Below are 24,774 nucleotides of genomic sequence, written 5' to 3' on the forward strand. Positions count from 1 at the left end.
TTATATGCAAGAAAGTGGGGATTTTTTTTATGGCGGAAACTGTTTGGTCAGTATTGCCTCCGGTTATTACCATTGTTTTGGCCTTGGCAACCAAAGAGGTGTACATGTCATTACTTATCGGTATTTTTTCCGGAGCCTTGATGTACACAGATTTCAGTGTGCTGAATGCAATTATGACCTTGTTTGAGGTTATGGCAGACAAGGTAGGGGGAAATATCAATATTTTGATTTTCCTGGTTATTTTGGGTATTCTGGTGGCGGCTATTACCCGCTCTGGTGCAACCAGAGCCTATGGTGAATGGGCAGCCCGTAATATTAGCGGACGCCGCAGTTCCATGCTGTTGACTGCTTTGCTGGGTGTGGTTATTTTTATTGATGACTATTTCAATTGTCTTACAGTTGGTACTGTTATGCGCCCTATTACAGATAGGTTCAAGATTTCCAGAGCCAAGCTGGCCTATATCATTGATGCTACAGCAGCTCCTGTATGTATTTTGGCGCCAGTGTCCAGCTGGGCAGCGGCTGTAGGTTCCTCTCTGCCAGAGGGCAGCGAGCTGGATGGCTTTAGCCTGTTTTTGCAGACTATTCCATTTAACCTTTATGCCTGGATGACTGTTTTGTTTATGCTGTTCATTATCTGGTCCCAGCGAGATGTATTTGCTATGGCCAAATACGTTAAGAGAAATCAGGAACATTTTATTGTACCTGAGGAGTACAGAGACAGTGAGGAAGCCCATGTAGAGGGTAATGGCAAGATTATTGATTTGGTATTGCCTTTGTTAGTGCTGATAGGCGCCTGTGTCTATGGTATGCTGTACACTGGCGGTATAAACGAGGGAGCTTCTATTCAGCAGGCCTTTGCAGATTGTGATTCCAGCAAGTCTTTGGTATTTGGTTCCTTTATTGCCTTTGTTTTTACAGCTTTGCTGTATCTGCCTCGCCGGGTTATTACCTTCAGCTCCTTCTGTGAGACCTTTGCTCAGGGCTTTAAGGCTATGACTCCTGCCAATTTGATTCTCTGCTTTGCTTGGACCTTGTCCGGCATCTGCAGCGACAAGTATTTGAATCTGGGTGGCTATGTAGGCAATTTGGTTAGCGCCAATGTGGATGTACTGGTATTCCTGCCAGCTATTTTCTTCCTGGTGGCTATTGTACTGGCTTTTGCCACTGGTACTTCCTGGGGTACCTTTGGTATTCTGATTCCTATTGCTATTGCCGTTATTGGCAACGGTGATCCAAGCCTGCTGGTATTGACTGTAGCAGCAGTTCTCTCTGGTGCAGTAGGCGGTGACCATGCTTCACCAATTTCTGATACCACTATTTTGGCTTCTGCTGGTGCACAGTGCAGTCATATTGACCATGTCAATACTCAGATACCATATGTGGCTATGGTTTCCACAGCTAGCTTTATGGGCTATCTGGTAGATGGCTTCACCAAAAATGGCTGGCTGGGGTTGGCTACTGCTTTGGGCATTATGGTAGTCATTATGTTGGTTATTTATTTCAAGGTAAAGCCTGTAGATGTAGCACATTAATTTTTATATGATTCTGCAACGCCGTAGATTTGATAAGAATCTACGGCGCTTTTGTATATTAAAGGATGGTTTTTTTACTATTTATCTAGGGTTAGGGGGATTAATTTCGGGTAATTCTTGACTTTTTGCCATAATAGATTTATAGTGTAAAGGTTATTGAAAATATGTATTTTTTGAATAGAAGGAGGCTGGAATATGGTTACGACAGCAATCCACAAGGTTAATTTTTATGATACAGATGCTATGGCTGTAGTGCATCATGCCAACTATATCCGCTGGTTTGAAATCGGCAGAGTAGAATTTCTCCGGGCAGCAGGTATTACTCTTACAGAAATGATGGATGATGGCTATGTATTTCCTATTACAGAGGTTAGCGCCAAATATATGAATTCTGCTCGTTTTGATGATGAGCTGTTGATAGAAACTACTCCGGAGGCTTTGACCAAGGCTAAGATGGCCTTTACCTATCGGGTGTTGCGGAAATCTGATAATCTGCTGCTGGTAACAGGGCGTACTCAGAATGTATTTACCAGCATGGAAACTGGACATATTACCAGATTGCCAGCTAAATATTATGAAAGATTGCAAAAGGCATTGGAATAAGATATGCTGTGTTTTATTAATTTGTATTTATAGATTCATGGGAGGAAATTTTTATGTGTACATTTACTTTGGGAAGTTGTCTGCTGTGGCTGGCTGTCATAGTAGTTGTTTTGTGTCTGCTGGTAAAGCTGTATCTCTGCCATGCTGGTACGGAGATTATTGTACCATTGGTAGATAGCCGTACTGCCTTTAAGGCTGAGGAGATTACTGATAACAGCATGGTGCTGACAACTGACATTGGCTTTGAGAATCGGGGCAAGCAGTGTGCTACCATTATGGATGCCTTTGTCCGGCCTCAGCTGCCTTATGAGCAGTATGATGGTCTGGAAACCAGGGGCCATGCTGAGCTGGTAGGTGTACCTCGTGAGGATGATTATTTCGAGGCTTATATCATTCAGGCCAAGGGTTATAAGGGCGGCTTGGATAAGGCTGCTATTCGTGCTCAGGTTCGTCTTACAGCTAGAAAGGGCATGAGCTTGAAAGAGGCTGTGGCTCATATGCCAGATTTCAATTTCCAGCTGATTTGGCTGGAGACTGGCCGTATGCCATGCCACTATCGTCAGGTTCGTATTGAAGTGCCTGCTGCCGAAGTAGCTAATCTGCTTGGCGTAGAGCTGGTAAAGGATTAATGGGAGGTTGCAGCAATGAGTGAGATAAAGATAGATTTGATTCCAGTTCCAACCCGTATCCTGACTGATAAGGATGATATTATTGACGAGGTTGAGCGTTATACCAAGGGTAAGATTGGCCCAGATGATGTTATTTCTGTAGCAGAAAGCGTTGTAGCTATTACTCAGGGGAGAGCTGTTCGTCCAGAGGATTTGAAGATTACCCGTGTAGCTAGACTGTGCTGTCGTTTTATTCCTGATTATGGTTCTCTGGCCAGCCCTCATGGTATGCAGTCCCTGATGGATGTAGAGGGTAAATGGCGGGTAGCTGGTGCCTTGGTGCTGGGCTTCCTGGGCAAGCTGGTTGGCATGAATGGCCTTTTCTACAAATGGGGCGGTGAGCAGACTGCTCTGATTGATGATGTTACTGGTACTATGCCTCCATTTGACAAGCATATTGTTTATGGTCCAAAGAATCCTAATGAGGTAGTGGAGAAGTTGAAGAAGCGTCTGGGCTGTTTTGGCGGTTTGATTGCCGATGTAAACGATCTGAAGCGTTCCCGCGTGGTAGGCGCTACTGAGGGCTTGGATGGGGAAAGAGCTGCCAGATTGCTGATTGATAATCCATTTGGTAATGCTTCTCAGAAAACTCCTATTGTTATTATCAAAAACTTCCGTAAGCTGCAGGAGCAGGGCTAATGTCTGAAATGCTATGGAATCCCTTGTTGGTTTTTCTAGGCGGCGGCTTAGGGGCTGTCAGCCGTTATCTGGTAACTACATTTATTGGCCATCAGGTGGGAGGAAATTTTCCTTTTGGCACTTTTACAGCTAATATTATTGGCAGCTTTCTTATGGGCTTTGCTATGTTCTGCTTTCTCAATAGGGGGATGGCAGTGCCAGAGCATATACGGCTTTTGCTGTTAGTAGGCTTTCTAGGGGGCTTTACCACCTTTTCCTCCTTTAGCATGGAAACGGTTAGTCTGATTCAGAATCAGCATATTTTATCCTCCATTATGAATGTGGCTGGTAATGTATGCCTGGGTATTGGAGCTGTGCTGGCAGGAATGTTGGCAGCAAATACTTTGAATTGAAAAAGCAAGGCTCTATTTGATGAGTGTGTAGATATAGTCAAGGGAAGTTTAGATTAAGGGGATTTGTTTGACAAATTTTGTCCATAATTGTATAATTATGGGAGTTTAATATGTACGGACAGGTGTCTGTTTATCAGACTTAATAAAGAATCCAGTGAAAAGCTGGAACGGTCCCGCCACTGTAAGATTGAGTGATGCACATATATGTCACTGGGAGTAATCCTGGGAAGGCGTGCAAAGCGATGAAGTCGAGTCAGGAGAATTGCCTGTTTGATCGTCACCGTTAGCAGATTTTTATCTGCTTGTACCTGCGAGCGATGGGTAGGGGATGCGCAGCCATGATTTTTGTTTAGATTGCGGTTTAACCATCTGTTTGCTCAAAACAGATGGTTTTTTTGTACCTCTCAGCGGTGAAGGTTTTGTAGAAATAAAGGAGAGAAACAATGAGAAGAAAAAGATGGGTGACAATTGGTATTACTCTGGCACTTATGGCTGGCAGCAGCGGAGCACTGGCAGCGGAAAATGTTGATGCACAGTCAGGGGGGGCAGATGTCTATGAAATGGATGATACCATTGTAACTGCTGAGCGTATGCCCAGCAAGACCATGGAAACTCCTGCTAATGTGGCTGTAATTACTGCTAAGGAGATTGAGGCCAATCATTTCAGCAGCTTGGATGAGGCTATTGGTCATGTTAATGGTGTATCTGTAGTACGTGGTGCTGGCGGCGAGAGACAGTATGTCCGCATTAATGGTGACGACAGAGTGGTTATCATGGTTGATGGACAGAGATTGAATACAGATCAGGGAGAACTAGTAGGTCGTTCTAGTGTAGATATGAATATGCTTCCTACTATGGAGAATATTCAGCGCATTGAGGTAGTAAAAGGTGGTGGCAGTGCCCTCTATGGCAGTGATGCTGTAGGCGGTGTGATCAATATTATTACCAAGAAGGTATATAAGAATCAAACTAAGATTGATATGAATACCGGTTCTTGGAATACCCATAATTATGAAATTACAACTCAGGGTAAGGAAAATGATTTTAGCTGGCTGATTACTGGTGGTATTCAGCGGAGAGGCCATTATGATTACAAATTCGATGGCAAGAGTCCTACCATGGAAAATAGTGATTATAACAATAATAGCTTTTCCATGAAGCTAAATAATCGTTTTTCCGACGCAGAGTCTCTAACTGCATATTATGCACATAGATCCATTGATAGTGGATTATGGAACTGTTATGGAACTACATCAGAAGTGCCTGGTATTTTTGCTGGCGTGTCTGCTAGAATGCAGGAGAACTTTAATAATTATAGTTTGACTTGGAATTTCAAGGAAGATACGGAAGTACCGGCTTATGTTCGTCTATTTTACAACGAAAAAACTGTTAATATGGGCGGATCTGATCCAATAACTTTTATGACAATACAGCATGCACCATTTACGACACAGACACAAGGTATTGATTATCAGGATGGTTGGAAGCTCAGTGATAAGCATACCTTGGTGGCTGGTGCAGAGTGGCATGAGAGTAAGTCCAGCAATAGTAATTCCGGCTATAAAAATGGTAAAACTATAAATAAGAGTGTATATGTGCAGGATAGTTGGCAATTATCTGATAGATGGATACTGGTGCCGGGGTTAAGAATGGATAATCACAGTAAATTTGGCACACATTGGTCACCCAAAATTGCGTTAAATTATCTTGCAGATAAAGATACACATATCTATGCGTCTTGGGGTAGAGTATTTAAGGCGCCTACTGCGGATGATTTATATACCTATCTTCCAGGTGGATGGTCCACATTAGGAAATCCAGATTTAAAACCTGAAACCGGTTATACGGCTACGCTGGGAATGGATCATAATTTCGATGAAAATATAAGTGCAGGTGTTTCGTTCTTCTATACCGAGTTGAACGATGCCATTGCATGGCCACAGATATCACCTAGTGTTTATGTTGCACAAAATGTAAATAAGGAAAAGCGTACTGGCATGGAGCTTTCCTTTAAGCAGAAGCTCAGTCCAATGTGGAGTTATGACCTGGGATATTCCTATATTAGGCGTGAAATAGATAAGAATAATGGCTCTGGCATGGTTTTGCAGGATAACCTTCAGCCAAATGGCTATAAAATAGGTCTGCACTACAATAGCGGTGCTTGGAAGGCTAATCTGCTGGGCACTATTGGCAGTGGTCTCAATGAATATTATTACAATGGCAATAGCAGCTATAATATTTGGGATTTCAACCTTAGTTATGAGGTTAATAAAGAGTTGACCACTTATTTCAAGGTGAATAATCTGACCAATCAGGAATATTATGAAAATGGCGCTTCTTATGGTAATTATTATCCTTGCGGCGGTCGTTTCTATCAGGTTGGCTTTAATCTGACTTTCTAATTCCTTTTTCATTTTAGCAACGGCAGGATATGGAGCAGTTGACCTTTTCATATCTTGCCCATAAAGGGGATTTTGCTATGCTGCAATTGGTGAATTTGTCCAATGATCCTACTGATACTGAGGGACTGCTGGGGGGCAGTCAAGAGAGATTACAAAATTTCTTGCAAGCTCATCATTTGGATGGCATTGAATTTATGTGCTGTGGACCTTGGGATAGGAGCTTTCATACTCCAGAGATGATACATGGTCTCCACCTATGGTTTTGGCCCAGTTGGCTGGACTTTTGGCGTGGCAATGAGGAGGCACTGATGGAGGAATATGGTTCCCTTTCTACTGTGGAGGCCGTATTTGGTACATCTCCTGAGGCCTGGCTGAATAGCTGGCAAAGGAATTTCCAGCAGGCAGCTGAATGCGGCGCTGAATATGTGGTTTTTCATGTAGCTCAGGCTCGCAGCAGTGAGGTCCGTTGTCGGCAGTTTGCCTATAATTCAGCTCAGGTAATAGAGGCTGTGTTAGAATTTATCAATAATTTGACACTCTGTCTGCCAGAGGATATACCTTTATTGTATGAAAATCTTTGGTGGCCAGGTATGACCTTGTTAGAGCCAGAGCTGGCAAGAGAGCTTTTAATGGGCACCAATCATGCTTGTGGTCTTATGCTGGACACAGGCCATCTAATGAATACTAATGTTCATCTGCAAAATGAGCAACAGGGAATTGATTATATTTTGCAGGTAGTGGCCAAGCTGGGGGATTTGTCAGATAAAATCTATGGTATTCACCTGCATCAATCCTTATCCGGCAGGTTCACAGAAGAGCAACGGCAAAGGCATCCAGTACCAGAAGATAATATATCATCAGGGGAGTTGATGAATTATGTGCTGGATGTGGATAGGCATCAGCCCTTTGGCACAGGGGCAGTGAAAAAAATAGTGGCAGAAATCAAGCCACAATGGTTGGTACATGAATTTGTGCCAAAGAATTTTGCGGATTGGCAGGCCAAGCTGACGAAACAGCAGAGAGCTTTGTCTTTCTATTGATATATGGTATTTGGAGTGTAGTGGCTTGTTTGGAAGCAAATAGGCTGCTGCACTATTCTTATTTCTGTGGAAAGGAGAAAATTTACATCTTATGGAATCAATCACAACAGGTATTGAGTTTTTTCACAAGGGCGGAGCAATTATGTATGTGTTGCTGTTATGCTCCTTTATGGTCATAGCTATTGGGGTGGAAAGATGGCAGTATTTTAGGCGGGAGGATTCTGGCCGAGATTTTGCCAGGAAATTTTCGCAGCATTTGTCCCAGGGAGACATCCCAGCAGCTATCTTGTTAGCAAAAAAATCGAAAGGTTTGCTGGCGGGTATTTTGGCAGAGGCTTGTCCTCTAGCTGGCAGAGGCAGTATGTACAGCTTTATGGAGGTGCAATCAGGCATTGCCCTTTCCAAGCTAAAACAGCGTTTATACTACCTGAATGTCATTGTCACCATGGCGCCCTTGTTGGGATTGTTAGGAACTATTAGCGGTATGATTTCTGCCTTTAGTATCTTTAATTTGGAATCAGGTCAGGCCACAGCTATTACTGGCGGCGTAGGGGAGGCTTTGATTGCTACAGCCTTCGGCTTGTGTGTAGCCATTATCTCCTTGGCAATTCATGCCTATTTTATCCAGAGGCTGGATAATATCATTACAGATATGGAGCAATGCTTTTCCATGGCAGAGGCTAAGGAAAAACAACTGGCCGGGTTTATGGGAGCAGGTGAGGCAGTATGAGGTTGCGGGAGCGTCGTTCCATGACTAAGCCAGAGGTAAATATCATACCTATGATAGATATTATGTTTTTTCTGCTGGTATTTTTTATGATGAGTACTTTGTACATGGTAAATATCAAAACTGTAAATGTCAATCTGCCTCAGGCCAGTCATGCAGAAACTGAAATGAAAGTGACCTATTTGGTTACTTTGAAGGCAGATGGCTCCCTTTGGCTGGAGGATAAGCAGATAGAGGAAGCAGCCCTGTTAAATCAGGCGGCCAGAGAACAAAAGCGCAATCCACGTTTTGCAGTGGTGCTGCGGGCAGACCAGAATATGGATTATGGTATGGTTATAGGTTTGCTGGATAAATTAAAGGGTGCTGGTATTAGCAAAATAGCTCTGGCGGCAGATAGCGGGAGGCAATGATGATACAGGGGCAAAAGGATAAATACAAGGCCTATAGTATCTCTGTTGTGCTGCATCTGATTATTTTTGTCATCATCTGCTTAACAGGACTTTTTACTAGAGTTTCCCCTGAGGTGCCTCATAATATAGATGTCGATATCTACGAGGCTGTAGATTTGAGTGATGGAGGCGGTGGTGGCGGAGCCAGCCCTCCGTCGGTGGATTCACCTATAGACTCAGGGGGTGAGGCTGTTACCTTTAATATTGAGACAAAAAAATTGCCGGAAATAGCTGAGGAATACACCAAGGAACCAGAAAAGCAGCAGCAATATCGCCAAGAACATCAGGCTGAGAATGTTTCTGCTAAGGGTAGTAATGGTGGGGTGGCTTCCTTAGGTGGAGCTGGCTCTGGTACCGGTCAAGGTATTGGTCAAGGCTCTGGTAATGGCAGTGGCAGCAGTACAGGCAATGGCGATGGTGCGGGCAGTGGTAATGGCACTGGCCATGGCAGCGGGCGAGATGAAGGAGCGGCCAAGGTGGCCAAGGTTCCGCCACGTTTTCTGGGAGGCAGCAATCCCGTTTATCCTGAGGATTTGCAGGATCAGGGCATCGGTGGTACGGTGGTATTGCGTTTGACGGTATCAGCTGATGGAACAGTAACCAATGTGGATATAGCAGGAAGCTCTGGTATTAGTCAACTGGATAAGGCTGCGGTTAAAGCGGCTTATACCTATAGCTTTGCACCGGCAAGAAATGTTTATGATGAACCGGTTATGTGCATTATGAATAAAAAGGTAGTCTTTGTGCCATAGAATAAGTTCCTATGAGGTATTTAATCTACAGATGGGGGGAATTTTAAGTATGATAAATTTCTTCAATGTAGGTGTTATAATGGACAAGGCCATATTTCTTTGATAAAATATCATTAAAAGGTAATTTGCCTTGACTAGAATGATTAGAAAAGGAAGTTGATTATGAACACAGACAGATATACCAGTCCTTTATCAGAGCGTTATGCCAGCAAGGAAATGCAGTATATTTTCTCTCAGGATAAGAAATTTACAACCTGGAGAAAATTGTGGATTGCTTTGGCTGAGACAGAAATGGAATTAGGTCTTTCTGAGAATGGCAAGCCTGTTATTTCTCAGGAGCAGATTGATGAGATGAAGGCTCATGTTGATGAAATCAATTACGATGTGGCAAAGGCTAGAGAAAAGCTGGTTCGTCATGATGTTATGAGCCATGTTTACGCTTATGGCCAGCTCTGCCCAAAAGCAGCCGGCATTATTCATCTTGGTGCTACTTCCTGCTACGTTGGTGATAATACTGATATTATCATTATGCGTGAGGCATTGGAGCTAGTTCAGAAGAAATTGGTTAATGTAATTGCTGAACTGGCTAAGTTTGCAGATAAATACAAGGATCTGCCTACCTTGGCCTTTACTCATTTCCAGCCAGCCCAGCCTACTACTGTAGGTAAGCGTGCTACCCTGTGGGCTCAGGAGTTTATCATGGATCTGGAGGATTTGGAGTATGTTAAGGACAGCTTAAAGCTATTAGGCTCCAAGGGTACTACCGGTACTCAGGCCAGCTTCCTGGAGCTCTTTGATGGCGATCAGGAAACCATTGATAAGATTGATCCATCTATTGCTGCGAAAATGGGCTTCAAGGAGTGCTATGCTGTTTCCGGTCAGACCTATTCCAGAAAGGTAGACACCAGAGTTGCTAATATTCTGGCAGGTATTGCCGCCAGCGCTCACAAATTGTCCAACGATATTCGCCTCCTGCAGCATTTGAAGGAGGTAGAGGAGCCATTTGAGAAGAATCAGATTGGTTCTTCTGCTATGGCATACAAGAGAAATCCAATGCGCAGTGAGCGTATTGCTTCCCTGTCCAGATATGTGATGATTGATGCTTTGAATCCTGCCATTACCTCTGCTACTCAGTGGTTTGAGAGAACACTGGATGATTCTGCTAACAAGCGTCTGTCCATTCCAGAGGGCTTCCTGGCTATTGATGGTATTTTGGATTTGTGCCTGAACGTTGTAGACGGCTTGGTGGTTTATGACAAGGTTATTACTAAGCATCTGATGGCAGAGCTTCCTTTCATGGCTACTGAGAATATTATGATGGATGCTGTTAAGAACGGTGGCAACCGTCAGGAGCTTCATGAGAAGATTCGTACCCTTTCCATGGAAGCAGGCAAGAATGTTAAGCAGCAGGGCAAGGACAACAACCTGTTAGAGCTTATTGCTGCTGATCCAGAGTTTAATCTTACCTTGGAGGAACTGCAGAAAACCATGGAGCCTTCCAGATATGTGGGACGTTCTCCTATTCAGGTAGAAAAGTTCATCAAGAACGTGGTTCAGCCTGTTTTGGATGCCCATAAAGAAGAGTTGGGCATGACTGCTGAAATTAATGTGTAAGCAGGTTGAAAGCTGTAAAATAAAATAATACCGCTATGCGGAATGAAAGTCCTCGTAAGTTAGTAAAATGAGACTTATTCAGTGGGAGCTTTAGACTCCCACTGAATTTAGTCGAATAAATCCAGAGCCTTACGGGTGCTTAACTCCCTCCTAAGAGGAGGGAGCCTTAGCACCCGTTAGCGTGGGGTCAATCTAGCTTATGGGGACTTTTTAATATATATGTATATTAATATTAAAATAATAAATAAAATATGCGATATCACTTTCGATTTTTCTTTACATTACCAGATAAAAGCAATATAATTTTGAATAACAAGAATATTGCTAAGGGGTGATAGTATGTACGCAAGGACATATGGTGCAGCTACTATGGGGGTAGATGGGCTATTGATTGATGTGGAGGTGGATGCGGCTAATGGTCTGCCGGGGTTTGAAATGGTTGGGATGCCGGATACCCTGGTGCGGGAGGCCAAGGAAAGGGTTAGGACTGCTATTCGCAATAGCGGTATTATGATGCATCAGGAAAGGGTTACTGTAAATCTGGCTCCAGCGGCTATTCGCAAGGAAAGTGCTGGTTTGGATTTGCCTATTGCTATTGCTCTGCTAGCTGCAGATGGCATAATTGGCAGTGAAAGCATTGGTAATTATGCTTTTATTGGGGAGTTGTCCCTAGAGGGGCGGTGTCGTCCAGTGCGGGGCGTTCTGCCTATGGCTATCAAGGCATTGGATATGGGGCTTAAGGGAGTGTTTATTTCCAGGGAGAATGTACAGGAGGCCTTGCTGGTTAAGGGGCTTACTGTTTATGGGGTAGAAAATCTGCGGCAGGTGGTGGAGCATTTGCAAAATCATCAGGTATTGTCGCCTGCCTGCAAGCTACAGCAGACAGACTGCTCTAGGTTGGAAGCAGATTTTGGGGAGGTGCAGGGGCAGTTTCTGGCCAAACGAGCCTTTGAGGTGGCAGCGGCAGGAGGACATAATATCCTTTTGTCTGGCGCTCCAGGTTCAGGAAAAACCATGCTGGCAAGGCGCATGGGCAGTATTTTGCCAGAAATGACAGATAGGGAAGCTCTGGAGGTAACCAGAATATATAGCATTGCGGGGATGCTAAAGGAGGGGGAGGGATTGATTCGTCAGAGGCCTTTCCGCAGTCCCCATCATACGGTATCGGCAGCAGCTATGATTGGCGGAGGTACGATTCCCCGTCCGGGAGAAGTGACTCTAAGCCATAATGGAGTGCTGTTTCTAGATGAATTACCGGAATTTGGTCAGCGGGTGCTGGAGTGTCTCCGTCAGCCATTGGAGGATGGCACAGTTACGGTTTCTAGAGCTAATGCCAGCTATCGTTTCCCATCCCGCATTATTCTCATAGGGGCCATGAATCCATGTCCTTGCGGCTATTACGGAGATAAAGAGCATAGTTGTGAATGTACACCATCCCAGATACGCCATTATACACAAAAGCTATCTGGTCCCTTGCTGGACAGGTTTGATATTCAGATACAGGTGCCTCGGGTTTCCTATCAGGAATTAACTGCTGTGAAAAAGGCAGAAACTTCGGCTCAAATCCGCCAAAGAGTCATGGCAGCTAGGGAAAGACAGCTATACCGCTTCCAGAAGATGGATATTGTTTCTAATGGCCAGCTTACTCATAGTATGCTGGGCCAATATTGTTCTATGACAGCAGAGGCGGAGCAGCTGCTAGAGACAGCCTTTCATCAACGGCAGATGTCGGCTCGTTCCTACGATAGATTGGTAAAGGTGGCTAGGACTATTGGTGATTTGGCAGGAAAAGATACCATAACAGCAGAATACATAGGAGAAGCTTTGCTGATGCGAAATGATAATATTGCCAAGGCCTTGTAGGCAAGAGTCTCACAATGAACATCTTGCCAAGCCATTGGATAAGGATTTGTTGTTAAAAACCTTGTATAGTTTTAGCAAGGGTAAAGAGTAACTGGCAGGTGCAGGGATAAATGCAACAAATTTGCGAAATAAATTTTAGAAAATATTTGACAAAGGTGTTGCATGCTGATATAATATCAAATTGTTCGGTGCTTGTTTAAGCACTGACCTACATCGCGGGATGGAGCAGTAGGTAGCTCGTCGGGCTCATAACCCGAAGGTCAGAGGTTCGAGTCCTCTTCCCGCAACCAATTGCTGATATAGCTCAGTAGGTAGAGCGCATCCTTGGTAAGGATGAGGTCACCAGTTCAACTCTGGTTATCAGCTCCATTTTTGGCTGCGTAGCTCAGTTGGCTAGAGCATTCGGTTCATACCCGGAGTGTCAGGAGTTCAAATCTCTTCGCAGCCACCATTTGAAAGTTCGAACCGTCTGCCTGATTTTATCAGGAGGCGGTTCTTTTGCTATATTATCGTAATCTGGAGGAGGTTTGTCTTTATGTCTGAGAATATTCCCTTTGCCCATCTACATGTACATACAGAGTACAGCCTTTTGGATGGAGCTAATAGAATCAAGCCTCTTGTGGCCAGAGTCAAGGAAATGGGCATGGAATATATTGCTATTACAGATCATGGCAATATGTTTGGCATTATGGATTTTTACAAGACCTGCAAGGCAGAAGGGGTTAATCCTGTTATCGGCTGTGAGGTTTATGTAGCTCCTAGAGATAGACATGAGCAGTATGAGGTAGAGGGCACCAGATATTATCATTTGATTCTTTTGGCAGAGAATAATGAAGGGTATAAAAATCTGGTTCAGCTGGTGTCCAGAGCCAATACAGAGGGGATGTATTACAAGCCAAGAGTGGACAAGGAGCTTTTGCGCAAGTATAGCAAGGGGTTAATCTGTCTAAGCGCCTGTATTGCCGGAGAGGTGCCGGCCTGGATAATTCGTGGGGATATGTACCGGGCGGAAAAGGCTCTTCAGGAATATCTGGAAATTTTTGGACCAGAGAATTATTTTATTGAAATTCAGAATCATGGTATGGCTGAGGAAAAAATTGCTATGGATGGCATTATTCCCTTGGCCAAGAAATACAATCTAGGCCTGGTAGCCACCAATGATGCTCATTATCTGAAAAAAGAGGATAGTGAGTTCCATGAGGTGCTGCTTTGTATTCAGACAGGTAAAAACTTGGATGATCCTAATAGAATGAAGTTTTCCAGTGATGATTATTATCTCAAATCACCAGAGGAAATGGCGGGAATTTTTCGTGAATATCCAGAGGCTATTGCCAATACTGTGAAGATAGCTTCCCGCTGTCATGTGGAATTTGATTTTGATCATCGTCATTTGCCATTGTTCCCTTTGCCAGAGGGTATGACAGATGAAATGTATCTGCGGAAGCTGTGTGAGGACAATCTGCCAGAAAAATATGATGTGATTACTCCAGAGGTAAAGCAGCGGTTGGAATACGAGCTAGGGGTTATTCACAGCATGGGCTTTGACAGCTATTTTTTGATTGTTTGGGATTTTATTAATTATGCCCGTAGTGTTAAGATTCCTGTAGGGCCGGGACGAGGCTCTGCTGCTGGCAGTATTGTGGCCTATGCTTTGGGAATAACAGATTTGGATCCCTTGGAATACGATTTGCTCTTTGAGCGTTTTCTTAATCCAGAGCGAGTTACCATGCCAGATATTGATATTGATTTTTGCTATGTACGGCGGGAAGAGGTTATAGAATACGTAAAGCGCCGTTATGGTGAGGACCATGTTAGCCAGATTATCACCTTTGGTACTTTAAAGGCCAAGAATGCAATTCGGGATGTGGCCAGAGCTATGGGTATGCCCTATGCAGAGGGAGATAGAGTAGCTAAGCTAATACCATCAGGTCCCAAGGTTACTCTAGAGGGAACCCTGAATACAGTGGAGTCCTTTCGGCAGTTATACAATGAGGATGCCAATGTGCAGCGGCTGGTGGATATGGCCAAGCGGGTGGAAGGATTGCGGCGGAACTGTGGCAAGCATGCGGCAGGAGTGGTAATAGCCCGCAATCCCATTACGGATTATATGCCTGTAATGATTGCCGATGGCGCCTTGGTTACTCAGTTTGAAAAGGATTTGGTAGAGGAATTGGGCTTGTTGAAAATGGACTTTCTGGGCCTGCGCACTCTAACGGTTATGGATGATGCTGTAAAAAACATCAAAAAAACTCATAATATAGACATAGATTTGCGGAAAATTCCTCATAATGATGCTAAGACCTGCGCCATGCTTTGTGACGGTGGTACCAGTGCTGTATTTCAGATGGAGTCAGCAGGTATGACTAGAATCATGCGGGATTTGAAGCCAGAGGGCTTTACGGATTTGATACCTTTGGTAGCTCTATATCGTCCAGGGCCTTTAGGCAGCGGCATGGTGGATGATTTTATTCAGGGCCGTCATGGGGAAAAGGAAGTGGTATATCTGCATCCTTTGTTGGAGCCTATTTTGAAGGAAACCTTTGGCGTGGTGCTGTATCAGGAGCAGGTTATGCAGATTGTGCAGGTATTGGCAGGCTTTAGCCTGGGCCAGGCGGATTTGCTGCGCCGTGCTATGGGTAAGAAAAAGGCAGCTATTCTAATGGCACAGAAGGAAAATTTTCTGAAGGGTACAGCAGAAAAAGGCATTGATGATGATTTGGCGGTGAGAATTTTTGACTTGCTGACTCATTTTGCTGATTATGGCTTTAACAAATCCCATAGTGCCGCTTACGCCTGGGTGGCTTGGCAGACAGCCTATTTGAAAGCTAATTATCCTGCGGAATTTATGGCAGCCATGCTGACCAGCATTATGGATAATACAGACAAGGTTAGCAGTTATATAGAGCAGTGCCGCCATATGGACATTGAGATATTGCCACCGGATATTAATGCCAGCCAGGTGACTTTCAGCGTAGATGGTGAAGCTATCAGATTTGGTCTGGCGGCTATTAAGAATGTAGGAGAGGGTGCCCTGTCTGTAATGGTAACAGAACGGGAGAAAAATGGCGAATTTACCTCTCTTATGGATTTTTGCACCAGAGTGGATATGCATGCCATTAATAAAAGGCATATAGAGAATTTTATTCGCTGTGGCTGTTTTGATTCCTTGGGCTATCGTCGTTCCCAGCTTTTGCAGGCAGCGCCCCGGATTATAGATGCAGCTGCGGCTGTGCAGAAGGAGCAGGCCACAGGTCAGCTGGGACTTTTTGGGGAAGAGGAAGTACAGGAGGCGGCAGAAATCAAGCTGCCGGATATTCCGGAAGTCTCTAAGGATATATTGCTGGCTTGGGAAAAGGAAATAACCGGCTTTTACATTACTGGTCATCCTCTGGATAAATATCGGGATAAAATATCTGGTCTTACACCTATCAGCCAGGTGGTGGATGGCCAGGTGCCAGATAAAAAGAAAATCAAGCTGGCAGGTACTATCCGGGAATGTGTCCGCCGCACTACTAAAAAGGGAGATATGATGTGCTTCCTGCGGCTGGAGGACTATAGCCACAACATTCGGGTGGTGGTATTCCCCAAGGTATTTTATGCCTCTATGCACAATACGGAGCCTGATACAGCTGTGGTTATTATAGGCCGAGTGGATTTTAGCGATGATGAGCGGGACAAAATTCAGTTGGTAGCCGATAGTATTATTCCTATGGAGGAATATATGCCGGATTACTATATTGCTCTGCGGCCAGAGCAGGAAAAACCGGAAATCTATCAGGCTTTGCAGGAAATCTTCCAGCAGCATCATGGTAATTGTGTGGTTTATATTTATTATTATGGTACAAAAAAGCTGACCATGAATGAAAAAAAATATTGGTTGGATGGTTCTCAGGAAGCCGTGGACAAAATAAAGAAATTGCTGGGGGAAGATAATATCCGGCAAAGGTAAAAATAGAAGCTTTGCGGTATGGCAGGGTTCGCCATTGAAAGAAAAGAAATTTTATGTTATCATAGAACAGTTAAAGTATATGAAATTTAGATGAAAGTGAGGCGTTAACTTGCCTGCGATTACTTATGAATTAATTAAGCAGGATCCTGCTACCGGAGCCAGGGCCGGCATTATCCATACACCTCATGGGAGCTTTCCTACACCTATTTTTATGCCGGTAGGAACTCAAGGCTCTGTAAAGGGCGTATCTCCGGAAGAGGTAAAGGAACTGGGGGGTGGCATTATCCTCAGCAATACCTACCATCTTTTCCTTAGACCAGGCTCCGCATTGGTCAAGGAGGCTGGCGGCCTGCATAAGTTTATGAACTGGGATGGAGCTATTCTGACTGACAGCGGTGGGTTTCAGGTGTTCAGTCTGGGAGATTTGCGGAAGATTACCGAAGAAGGTGTAACCTTTAGATCTCATATTGATGGTTCCAAGAAATTCCTTTCCCCAGAGGTATCCATGCAGGTTCAGATGGATTTAGGCTCTGATATTGTTATGGCCTTTGATGAATGTATTCCTTATCCTGCGGATTTTGCCTATACCAAGGCCTCTACAGAGCGGACTACCCGTTGGGCCAAGCGCTGTAAGGAATATATGACCAGCCCACATCAGGGACTGTTTGGCATAGTTCAGGGTGGTATGTTCAAGGAACTGAGAACTCAGAGTGCTCAGGAACTGATAGAGCTGGACTTCCCAGGTTATGCCATAGGCGGTCTTAGCGTGGGAGAGCCAAAGGAGCTTATGTATGAAATGCTGGATCACACTGTAGAACAGCTGCCTGCCAACAAGCCACGCTATCTGATGGGTGTAGGCACTCCAGATTGTCTGGTGGAGGGAGTTATGCATGGTATTGATATGTTTGACTGTGTATTCCCTACACGAGTAGCCCGTAATGGTACAGCTATGACCTGGCAGGGCCGTATGGTTATGAAGAACAGCGAATACACTCACGATTTCCGTCCTATTGAAGAAGATTGTGATTGCTATGCCTGCCGTAATTACAGCCGGGCTTATATCAGACATCTGGTGCGGGCTAATGAGATTTTTGGTTTGCGATTGTTGTCCATTCATAATCTCCGCTTCCTCCAGAGATTTACCAGAGCTATGCGCCAGTCTATTATTGAGGATAGATTTGGCCAGTTCCGCCGGGAATTTTTGGATCAGTATAATTACAACGCCAAAAAGCCTATTGGCTAATGGGTAAATGCTATGGATAAAAAAGCTATGCGACGTCAGGGCTTGGCTGGCAGACGGGGGTTAACAGCCAGTGACCGCCAGTTAAAGAGTAAATTAATAGCAGATAAATTGTGCCACAGTCAGTTGTTTCAGCAGGCAAAGGTTATCTTCTGCTATGTAGCCTCAGAGGATGAGGTACATACTCTGGAAATTCTCCAAAAAGCTATGGAGGATAAAAAGCTGCTGACTGTGCCTTATATTACAGATGCTGTTAAAGGCATGATGGAGGCAGCGGTTTTGGCTAAAATAGAAGCTCTGGTGCTGGGGATATATGGTATTCCCACGGTTCCAGAGTCTAGTAAGCGTTTTCTATCTGGAGATGCTATTGATTTGGTGATTGTGCCGGGAACGGCATTTGATACAGCTGGTCATCGTATCGGCATGGGAGGCGGTTTCTATGATCGCTTTTTGCAGGATACCTCTGTGAGCAAGGTGGCTCTGGCCTATGAATGTCAGATTTTTGACAGCCTGCCTGTGGAGGAGCATGATCAGCAGGTAGATTATATATTTACCGAAAACAAAATTTATACAAGAGAGGATTTGAGGTAGTTGAGGAAAGACAGTTTGCTGAAGCTTCTAGCAGCAGTTGTGATTATTGTTGCTGTATTCTTCACCTTTGTCAGCCCTCTGGCAATGTCCATCCGTCAGGGTTTGGACTTGCAGGGTGGTACTCATGTGGTGCTGGAGGCGGAGGATACGCCAGAGGCCACAGTTAATGAGGATGCTATGGAGCGCGTAGTACGCATTATGGAAAAGCGTGTTAACGAGCTGGGCTTGGCAGAGCCTATTGTACAGCGTCAGGGTGAACGCAGGATTATTATTGAGCTGCCAGGTATCAAGGACCCGGATAAGGCTATCCAGGTTATTGGTAAGACAGCTATGCTGGAGTTCAAAACCGAGGAAGGGGAAACCGTTCTTACCGGTACTGATTTGAAGGATGCTAGAGAGCAGACTGACCAGCAGGGACAGAATGTGGTAGGCTTGGAGTTCAGCCCAGAGGGAGCAGAGAAGTTTGCCACCCTTACCAGCCAGAATGTAGGCCGTACCATTGCTATTCTGTTGGATGGCGAGGTGCTGACTGCTCCTCGTGTCAATGAGGCTATTACTGGCGGTAAGGCTGTTATTACTGGTAACAAGACCTTGGAGGAGGCTCATAATCTAGCTATTCTTCTGAGAAGTGGTTCCCTGCCTGTTAAGGTTAATATTATTGAGACTCGCACTGTAGGACCTACCCTTGGTCAGGATTCCAAGGATAAATCTGTCTTTGCCTTTACTATCGGCCTTGGTGCAGTAGTGCTGTTTATGGCTCTGTTCTATCGCCTTTCCGGTGTTGTGGCTGATATTAGCTTGATGGCTTACGTTGTTATTCTGTTATTTGTATTGAAGCTTTTAGATGCTACCTTGACCTTGCCAGGTGTAGCAGGTATTATCCTGTCTATTGGTATGGCGGTAGATGCCAACGTATTGATATTTGAGCATTTCAAGGAGGAGTACCTTAGCGGTAAGACCTTGCGTCTGTCTATGGATGCAGGCTTCTCCCGAGCTTTTACCACTATTTTTGACTCCAATATAACCACTATCATTGCTTCTGCAGTGCTGTTCTGCTTTGGTACAGGCAGTATTCGTGGTTTTGCTATTACCTTGGGTCTTGGTGTTATTATATCCATGTTTACTGCTATTACCTTGACTCAGTTCATGACCAAGAATCTGATTGCAGCCAATGTAATCAAGAATCCGTGGGTATATGGTATCAATAAGAAGCCACAGGCAGAGAAAGAGGTGAAGCAGCTTGGCTAAGATGAAGGTACAGCAGAATCTGCCCAAGATTCGCTTTGATATACTGAAGCGTTCTAAGCTTTGGTTTGCTATTTCCCTGCTGATTATTATCCCTGGTATTTTCTGCATGTTTACCAAGGGCTTTAACTTTGGTATTGATTTTACAGGCGGTACCATTATTGAAATGGAGTTCCAGCAGGAAGTTACCCTGCCTCAGGTTCGTGATGTATTGCGAGAATACAATCTTGATAATGCTACTATTCAGCTGTCTGGTGATGTTAGCAATGTAGAGGCATCCAAGGATGTAATGATTCGTACTATGGATCTGGAGGAGAATGAACGCAAGGCTGTTATGGCCAGCCTGAAGGATGAGATTGGCGATTATACTGTTCTCCGTGAGGAAAAGGTTGGTGCCACTATTGGCGGCGAGCTGATAACTGATGCTTTGATGGCCACAGTTATTTCCTGGATTTTGATTATTCTCTACGTATCCTATCGCTTTGAATGGCGTTTTGGTATAGCTGCTATTCTGACCTTGATACATGATGTATTGATTGTTTTGTCAGTGTTCTCCTTCCTGCAGAAGCAGGTGGATTCCAGCTTTGTGGCAGCGATTTTGACCATTATCGGTTATTCCATCAACGATACTATTGTTATATTTGACCGTATTCGAGAGAATCAGCGCCTTCACTTCAAGAGAGGCGGAGATTTGAACGAGCTGGCTAATAGAAGTATCTATCAGACTCTTACCCGTTCTTTGTACACAGTATTTACCGTATTGTTTACAACCTTTGCTTTGTACTTCTTCGGGGGAGATACCACCAAGGATTTCTCCTTCGCTTTGCTGATAGGTTTCTTCAGTGGTTCTTATTCTTCCATCTTTATAGCCAGCCCATTGTGGGTTGTTTTGAAGAACAGGTTCCCTGCCAAAAAGATTTAATTCAATTTATAGATAGCGGACAGGCTTCGGCCTATCCGCTATTTTTTTATCTTTTATCAGAGAAAAAATTTTGCTATAATATATATGTGACAAAATTAGTATGTTATGTGCGTTTTTTATAAAGTAAGGCGGGGTAGGCTATGGATATGGAATTATTCCACAAATTTAGAGAAAATGGGTTGGTCAAAAACAATTTGCATACAGCAAAGGTGAAGCATCTAGGTGCTCCCCCTATTCAGAAGCCATATCCTCCCGAGGCACAGCTGATTCCGTTGCCGGAACCGGATTTTTTGGAGGATCATCAGGTAAGCTTTTTGGAGCTGATGGAGCTTAGGTCTACGGTGCGGGAATATAGCCCAGAGCCATTGACTATGAAGGAATTAAGCTATCTACTCTGGTGTACCCAGGGAGTAAAAATGATTATGCAGGGTGGTGCTACCAAGCGAACTGTGCCTTCTGCTGGTGCTCGCAATGCCTTTGAAACCTATCTTTATATTGACAAGGTGGAGGGGCTGGAACCTGGTTTATATCGTTTTTTGGCCCTTGAGCACGCCTTGCTGCCTATAGAGCTGGGGCCACAGGTAAAGGAAAAGCTGGCTACTGGATTTAACAAGGTGAATATGTATAATCAGTCTGCCGTTACCTTTATTTGGGCAGCAGTGCTGGAGCGTATGGAATATGCTTTTGGAGGCAGAGCCTTGCAGTATTTGTATATAGATGCAGGCCATGTGTGTCAGAACCTTTATCTGGCAGGCTATACCATTGATGTGGGTACTTGCGCTATTGGGCATTTTAATGATGTAGAGATAAATAATCTGTTAGGGCTGGATGGAGATAAGGAATTTGTGGTCTATGCAGCTCATACAGGAAAAAATAAATATAGATTAGGGTGAAGGATTATGGGGGACAATCGTTACAGTAGTTCTATATTTGCACCAATGACTGGCAGCGTTGTAGATTTGAGTCAGGTACCTGATCCCATTTATGCAGAGCGAATGATGGGAGATGGCGTAGCCATTGTGCCAGAGGATGGAACCATGTTCAGTCCAGTTAATGGCTATGTAAGCGTGGTAGCTGAGGATAAGCATGCCTTTGGCTTCACTACAGATGATGGATTGGAGATCCTAATGCATCTGGGGGTTGATAGTAAAATGCAGAAGGATTGCTGTGCTGTTCATGTCAAGGTAAATGACAGAGTTCAGGCCGGAGATATGATTGCAGAATTTAATATGGCAGAGCTGAAAAAAAGGGATATTAATCCAATTATGGCGATTATTATCTGCGGTGGACTGGAGGGCAAAAAAATAGAGCCTGCCAGTGGGCATGTACAGGCTGGTTCCGGAGCGGTTATGACTGTTATTGATCTGGAGGCCTTGGAAAGATATGAGGCTAGCCAAAAGGAACAAAATATAGCTGGCAATGCCAATGAAGAGACAAGGAAAACTGCCTCAGATAAGCCTGTCAAAAAGTCATCTGCCGCATCGGCGGAAAGTGATGCTATGGATTTTTTGAAGGATAAAGGCAATTGGCCTAAGCTCATTGGTGGTTTCGTGGCTTTGACAGCCCTGATGGTGGTAATTTTTGTCAGCATCGCCATGTTTATCGGTCACTAGGAGATTTTTTGCATATGGATTTGACAGAACCAATAGATATATTGAAGGGTGTAGGCCCCAGAAAGCTGCAGCAGTTGCAGCATATGGGAATCTGCACCCTCTTTGACCTGCTTACATATTTTCCTCGCAGCTATGAAGATCAAAGCGTGGTTACGGCTATAGCCAATCTACAGGCTGGGGAAACTGCTACTGTATCAGGAGTGATTACAGGGATTCAGGAACGGCAGGCAGCACGACGGCGCATGACTATTTTAACTGCCTTTATTTCGGATGGTACAGGGTATTTGCAAATTACCTGGTTTAATCAGAAATTTCTTAAGGACAAGCTGAAGGTAGGCAGTAGGATTTTTGCTACAGGCAAAATTACCTATGCCTATGGCGGGCAGGGCAGTTTTGCCATGAGTCAGCTTTCTTCTTGGGAAATTCTTGCTGAGGAGGATGGAACAGAGGACAAATGTGGTATTTTGCCTGTATATAGCATCACGGATAAAATAAATCAAAAATTCATGCGGCAGCTTACGACTCAACTGTTGGAGGGAATGGCAGATAATTCTCAGGAAGATAGTTGGGAACTGCCAGAGGTAATTCCTGCAGATATTTGTCAGCAATATCATTTACTGGAGCGAAATCAGGCCGTTAGACAGGTTCATTATCCTACCAATGCCCAGACTTTAAGGCAGGCCAGATATCGGCTGGCTTTTGAGGAGCTGTATTTAATACAATGTGGCCTGCTGCTGTTAAAAAAACAAAGTCAGGAGCAGAGACAGGGTATCTGTCATCGTGTTAATGGCTATTTGGTAAGACAGCTGTTTCAGGCTTTGCCTTTTCAGCTAACTAATGACCAGCAAAAGGTTTGGCAGGATATTTGCAATGATATGGAGAGCTATGTGCCTATGCGAAGATTGCTGCAGGGTGATGTAGGCTCTGGTAAAACAGTGGTGGCTATGCTGGCATTGGTAAAAACTGTGGAAAATGGTTTTCAGGGGGTTTTAATGGCTCCTACAGAAATACTGGCTCATCAGCACTATGAGGATTTTTGCCACCTGCTGGAGCCATTGGGGGTAAGAGTGGCCCTTTTATCCGGTCGGCTTAGTATAGGTAAGCGCCGGGGAATTTACGAAAAGCTGGCTAAGCATGAAATTGATATTGTAATTGGTACCCATGCCCTGATTCAGGATGAGGTGCAGTTTGCTGCCTTGGGCTTGGCCATTACAGATGAACAGCATCGCTTCGGTATTAATCAAAGAGCCTTGCTGGAACAAAAGGGAGATGCTCTGCCTGATGTGCTGGTTATGACGGCTACTCCTATACCTCGAACCTTGACACTAACTGTATATGGGGATTTGGATGTATCAATGATTCATCAGCTGCCGCCGGGGCGAAAACCCATTCGTACCTTTGTCCGGGGGGAGGATAGGAGAGAACTTATCTACAAATTTGTGCTGGAAGAAATTGCCAAGGGACGGCAGGCCTATGTGGTGTGTCCTTTGATTGAATCCAAGGAGGAAAGTAGATTGTCCTCAGCTCAGGATGTGTACGAGGAATTGTCCCAGGGAATATTTGCAGGTATTTCCTGCGGTCTGGTTCATGGCAAGTTGAAGCAGAAGGAAAAGGAAGCCATTATGGAGGAGTTTTATCAAGGGAAGATAAAGCTCTTGGTGGCTACCACAGTTATTGAGGTGGGCGTTAATGTGCCTAATGCCAGTATTATGGTGGTGGAGCATGCCCAGCAATTTGGTTTGTCTCAGCTACATCAGCTACGAGGACGTATTGGACGAGGAGAATATGCTTCCTATTGTATTCTGGTATCAGATGGGAAAACAGAAAATGCCCGCCGCAGAATGGAGATTATGGAGAGCACTACCGACGGTTTTGTTTTGGCTGAGGAGGATTTGAAGCTGAGAGGACCAGGACAGTTCTTTGGCTCTATGCAGCATGGCTTGCCGGATTTGAAAATGGCTGATGTGGAGCGGGATATAGATATTTTGCTGCAGGCTAGAAGGGCAGCCCTGGAATCTGTGGATAGGCCGGAATATATGAGCAGGGTTTTGCCAGCTCTGCGGCTGCAATATCAGGAGCAGTTTATGAATATCATGGAAAATTAATTTTAACGCTTTATTTTGTGAAAGTAGTATGCTATAATATATTTTGTTGATTTTCGTAATGTAAAGCATGAAAGTAATGGAGATATGGGAGGTGGCTTAGGTGGTAAATCCAAAGCTAAAAGATGAACTGAATGACCAGCTGTGCAAAGCAGTGCTGAAACTGAAAACGATTGATGAGTGTTATCAGTTTTTTGAGGATATATGTACTATTAGCGAGCTGAAGGCTATGTCTCAGCGTCTGGAGGTAGCCAAGATGCTGCAGAATCGTCATACTTATGATGAAATAGTTAGCCGCACAGGAGCTAGTACGGCAACTATCAGCCGGGTAAAGAGATGTCTTAATTACGGCGCAGACGGCTATAATCTGGTTTTTGACCGCCTTGGACTGGATGAGTCGGAAAAATAACGGATAACCAATGGTTTTA

At 44.4% G+C, this 24,774-nt stretch carries 21 protein-coding genes, 3 tRNA genes and 1 riboswitch; all 24 genes read left to right on the forward strand.

Annotated features, from left to right (window positions below; genetic code table 11):
• The first annotated feature begins 29 nt into the window (after positions 1–29).
• The 24 genes from I6E26_RS03070 to I6E26_RS03185 all read left to right on the forward strand — a co-directional run bounded on the left by I6E26_RS03070 (position 30) and on the right by I6E26_RS03185 (position 24,755).
• On the forward strand, positions 30–1,535 hold the full coding sequence (locus tag I6E26_RS03070; RefSeq protein ID WP_235320369.1) for a Na+/H+ antiporter NhaC family protein: 1,506 nt from the start codon (positions 30–32) through the stop codon (positions 1,533–1,535).
• 195 nt (positions 1,536–1,730) lie between these two features.
• Positions 1,731–2,138 (forward strand): acyl-CoA thioesterase, encoded by a 408-nt coding sequence (locus I6E26_RS03075; protein ID WP_235320370.1) that lies wholly within the window; start codon positions 1,731–1,733, stop codon positions 2,136–2,138.
• A 53-nt stretch (positions 2,139–2,191) separates the two neighbouring features.
• A complete protein-coding gene (locus I6E26_RS03080) occupies positions 2,192–2,767 on the forward strand; it encodes a hypothetical protein (protein WP_235320371.1) in 576 nt (191 codons plus the stop codon).
• A gap of 15 nt (positions 2,768–2,782) precedes the next feature.
• On the forward strand, positions 2,783–3,445 hold the full coding sequence (locus tag I6E26_RS03085; RefSeq protein WP_235320372.1) for a coenzyme F420-0:L-glutamate ligase: 663 nt from the start codon (positions 2,783–2,785) through the stop codon (positions 3,443–3,445).
• A complete protein-coding gene (gene crcB / locus I6E26_RS03090) occupies positions 3,445–3,837 on the forward strand; it encodes a fluoride efflux transporter CrcB (RefSeq protein WP_235320373.1) in 393 nt (130 codons plus the stop codon). Before I6E26_RS03085 ends, crcB begins: the two co-directional genes overlap by 1 nt.
• 103 nt (positions 3,838–3,940) lie before the next feature.
• Positions 3,941–4,121, forward strand: a riboswitch (cobalamin riboswitch).
• Positions 4,122–4,280: 159 nt separating this feature from the next.
• Positions 4,281–6,239, forward strand: coding sequence for a TonB-dependent receptor plug domain-containing protein (locus tag I6E26_RS03095; RefSeq protein WP_235320374.1), 1,959 nt, complete (start codon positions 4,281–4,283; stop codon positions 6,237–6,239).
• A gap of 77 nt (positions 6,240–6,316) precedes the next feature.
• A complete protein-coding gene (locus I6E26_RS03100; RefSeq protein ID WP_235320375.1) occupies positions 6,317–7,279 on the forward strand; it encodes a TIM barrel protein in 963 nt (320 codons plus the stop codon).
• Positions 7,280–7,370: 91 nt separating this feature from the next.
• The gene (locus I6E26_RS03105) at positions 7,371–8,009 is read left to right on the forward strand and encodes a MotA/TolQ/ExbB proton channel family protein (protein ID WP_235320376.1); all 639 of its coding nucleotides are present in this window, start codon (positions 7,371–7,373) and stop codon (positions 8,007–8,009) included.
• On the forward strand, positions 8,006–8,416 hold the full coding sequence (locus I6E26_RS03110; protein ID WP_235320377.1) for an ExbD/TolR family protein: 411 nt from the start codon (positions 8,006–8,008) through the stop codon (positions 8,414–8,416). Before I6E26_RS03105 ends, I6E26_RS03110 begins: the two co-directional genes overlap by 4 nt.
• Positions 8,416–9,207, forward strand: a complete 792-nt coding sequence (locus I6E26_RS03115; RefSeq protein ID WP_235320378.1) for an energy transducer TonB — start codon at positions 8,416–8,418, stop codon at positions 9,205–9,207. The genes I6E26_RS03110 and I6E26_RS03115 overlap by 1 nt, the downstream gene beginning before the upstream one ends.
• 162 nt (positions 9,208–9,369) lie before the next feature.
• The gene (gene purB, locus I6E26_RS03120; protein WP_235320379.1) at positions 9,370–10,821 is read left to right on the forward strand and encodes an adenylosuccinate lyase; all 1,452 of its coding nucleotides are present in this window, start codon (positions 9,370–9,372) and stop codon (positions 10,819–10,821) included.
• Between the two features lie 339 nt (positions 10,822–11,160).
• Positions 11,161–12,684 (forward strand): YifB family Mg chelatase-like AAA ATPase, encoded by a 1,524-nt coding sequence (locus I6E26_RS03125; protein WP_235320380.1) that lies wholly within the window; start codon positions 11,161–11,163, stop codon positions 12,682–12,684.
• Between the two features lie 214 nt (positions 12,685–12,898).
• Positions 12,899–12,974: transfer RNA gene (locus tag I6E26_RS03130), tRNA-Met, on the forward strand.
• 3 nt (positions 12,975–12,977) lie between these two features.
• Positions 12,978–13,053 (forward strand) — tRNA-Thr (locus I6E26_RS03135).
• A gap of 5 nt (positions 13,054–13,058) precedes the next feature.
• A tRNA-Met gene (locus I6E26_RS03140) sits at positions 13,059–13,135 on the forward strand.
• Between the two features lie 84 nt (positions 13,136–13,219).
• Positions 13,220–16,633, forward strand: a complete 3,414-nt coding sequence (locus tag I6E26_RS03145; RefSeq protein WP_235320381.1) for a DNA polymerase III subunit alpha — start codon at positions 13,220–13,222, stop codon at positions 16,631–16,633.
• Positions 16,634–16,742: 109 nt separating this feature from the next.
• Positions 16,743–17,876, forward strand: coding sequence for a tRNA guanosine(34) transglycosylase Tgt (gene tgt, locus I6E26_RS03150; protein WP_235320382.1), 1,134 nt, complete (start codon positions 16,743–16,745; stop codon positions 17,874–17,876).
• Positions 17,877–17,888: 12 nt separating this feature from the next.
• Positions 17,889–18,464, forward strand: coding sequence for a 5-formyltetrahydrofolate cyclo-ligase (locus tag I6E26_RS03155; protein ID WP_235320383.1), 576 nt, complete (start codon positions 17,889–17,891; stop codon positions 18,462–18,464).
• The gene (secD, locus tag I6E26_RS03160) at positions 18,465–19,712 is read left to right on the forward strand and encodes a protein translocase subunit SecD (RefSeq protein WP_235320384.1); all 1,248 of its coding nucleotides are present in this window, start codon (positions 18,465–18,467) and stop codon (positions 19,710–19,712) included.
• Positions 19,713–19,731: 19 nt separating this feature from the next.
• The gene (secF, locus tag I6E26_RS03165) at positions 19,732–20,631 is read left to right on the forward strand and encodes a protein translocase subunit SecF (RefSeq protein ID WP_235320400.1); all 900 of its coding nucleotides are present in this window, start codon (positions 19,732–19,734) and stop codon (positions 20,629–20,631) included.
• A 140-nt stretch (positions 20,632–20,771) separates the two neighbouring features.
• Entirely contained in the window at positions 20,772–21,524 is a 753-nt protein-coding gene (locus I6E26_RS03170) for a SagB/ThcOx family dehydrogenase (RefSeq protein ID WP_235320385.1), read from the forward strand.
• Between the two features lie 6 nt (positions 21,525–21,530).
• The gene (locus I6E26_RS03175) at positions 21,531–22,244 is read left to right on the forward strand and encodes a PTS sugar transporter subunit IIA (protein WP_235320386.1); all 714 of its coding nucleotides are present in this window, start codon (positions 21,531–21,533) and stop codon (positions 22,242–22,244) included.
• Positions 22,245–22,258: 14 nt separating this feature from the next.
• Positions 22,259–24,349 carry an ATP-dependent DNA helicase RecG gene (recG, locus tag I6E26_RS03180; protein ID WP_235320387.1) on the forward strand — a complete coding sequence of 697 codons (2,091 nt, stop codon included), beginning with the start codon at positions 22,259–22,261 and terminating at the stop codon, positions 24,347–24,349.
• A gap of 100 nt (positions 24,350–24,449) precedes the next feature.
• Entirely contained in the window at positions 24,450–24,755 is a 306-nt protein-coding gene (locus I6E26_RS03185) for a YerC/YecD family TrpR-related protein (RefSeq protein ID WP_235320388.1), read from the forward strand.
• The last annotated feature ends 19 nt before the right edge of the window (positions 24,756–24,774 follow it).

The organism is Anaerovibrio lipolyticus, assembly GCF_021531495.1.
Lineage (GTDB): Bacteria > Bacillota > Negativicutes > Selenomonadales > Selenomonadaceae > Anaerovibrio.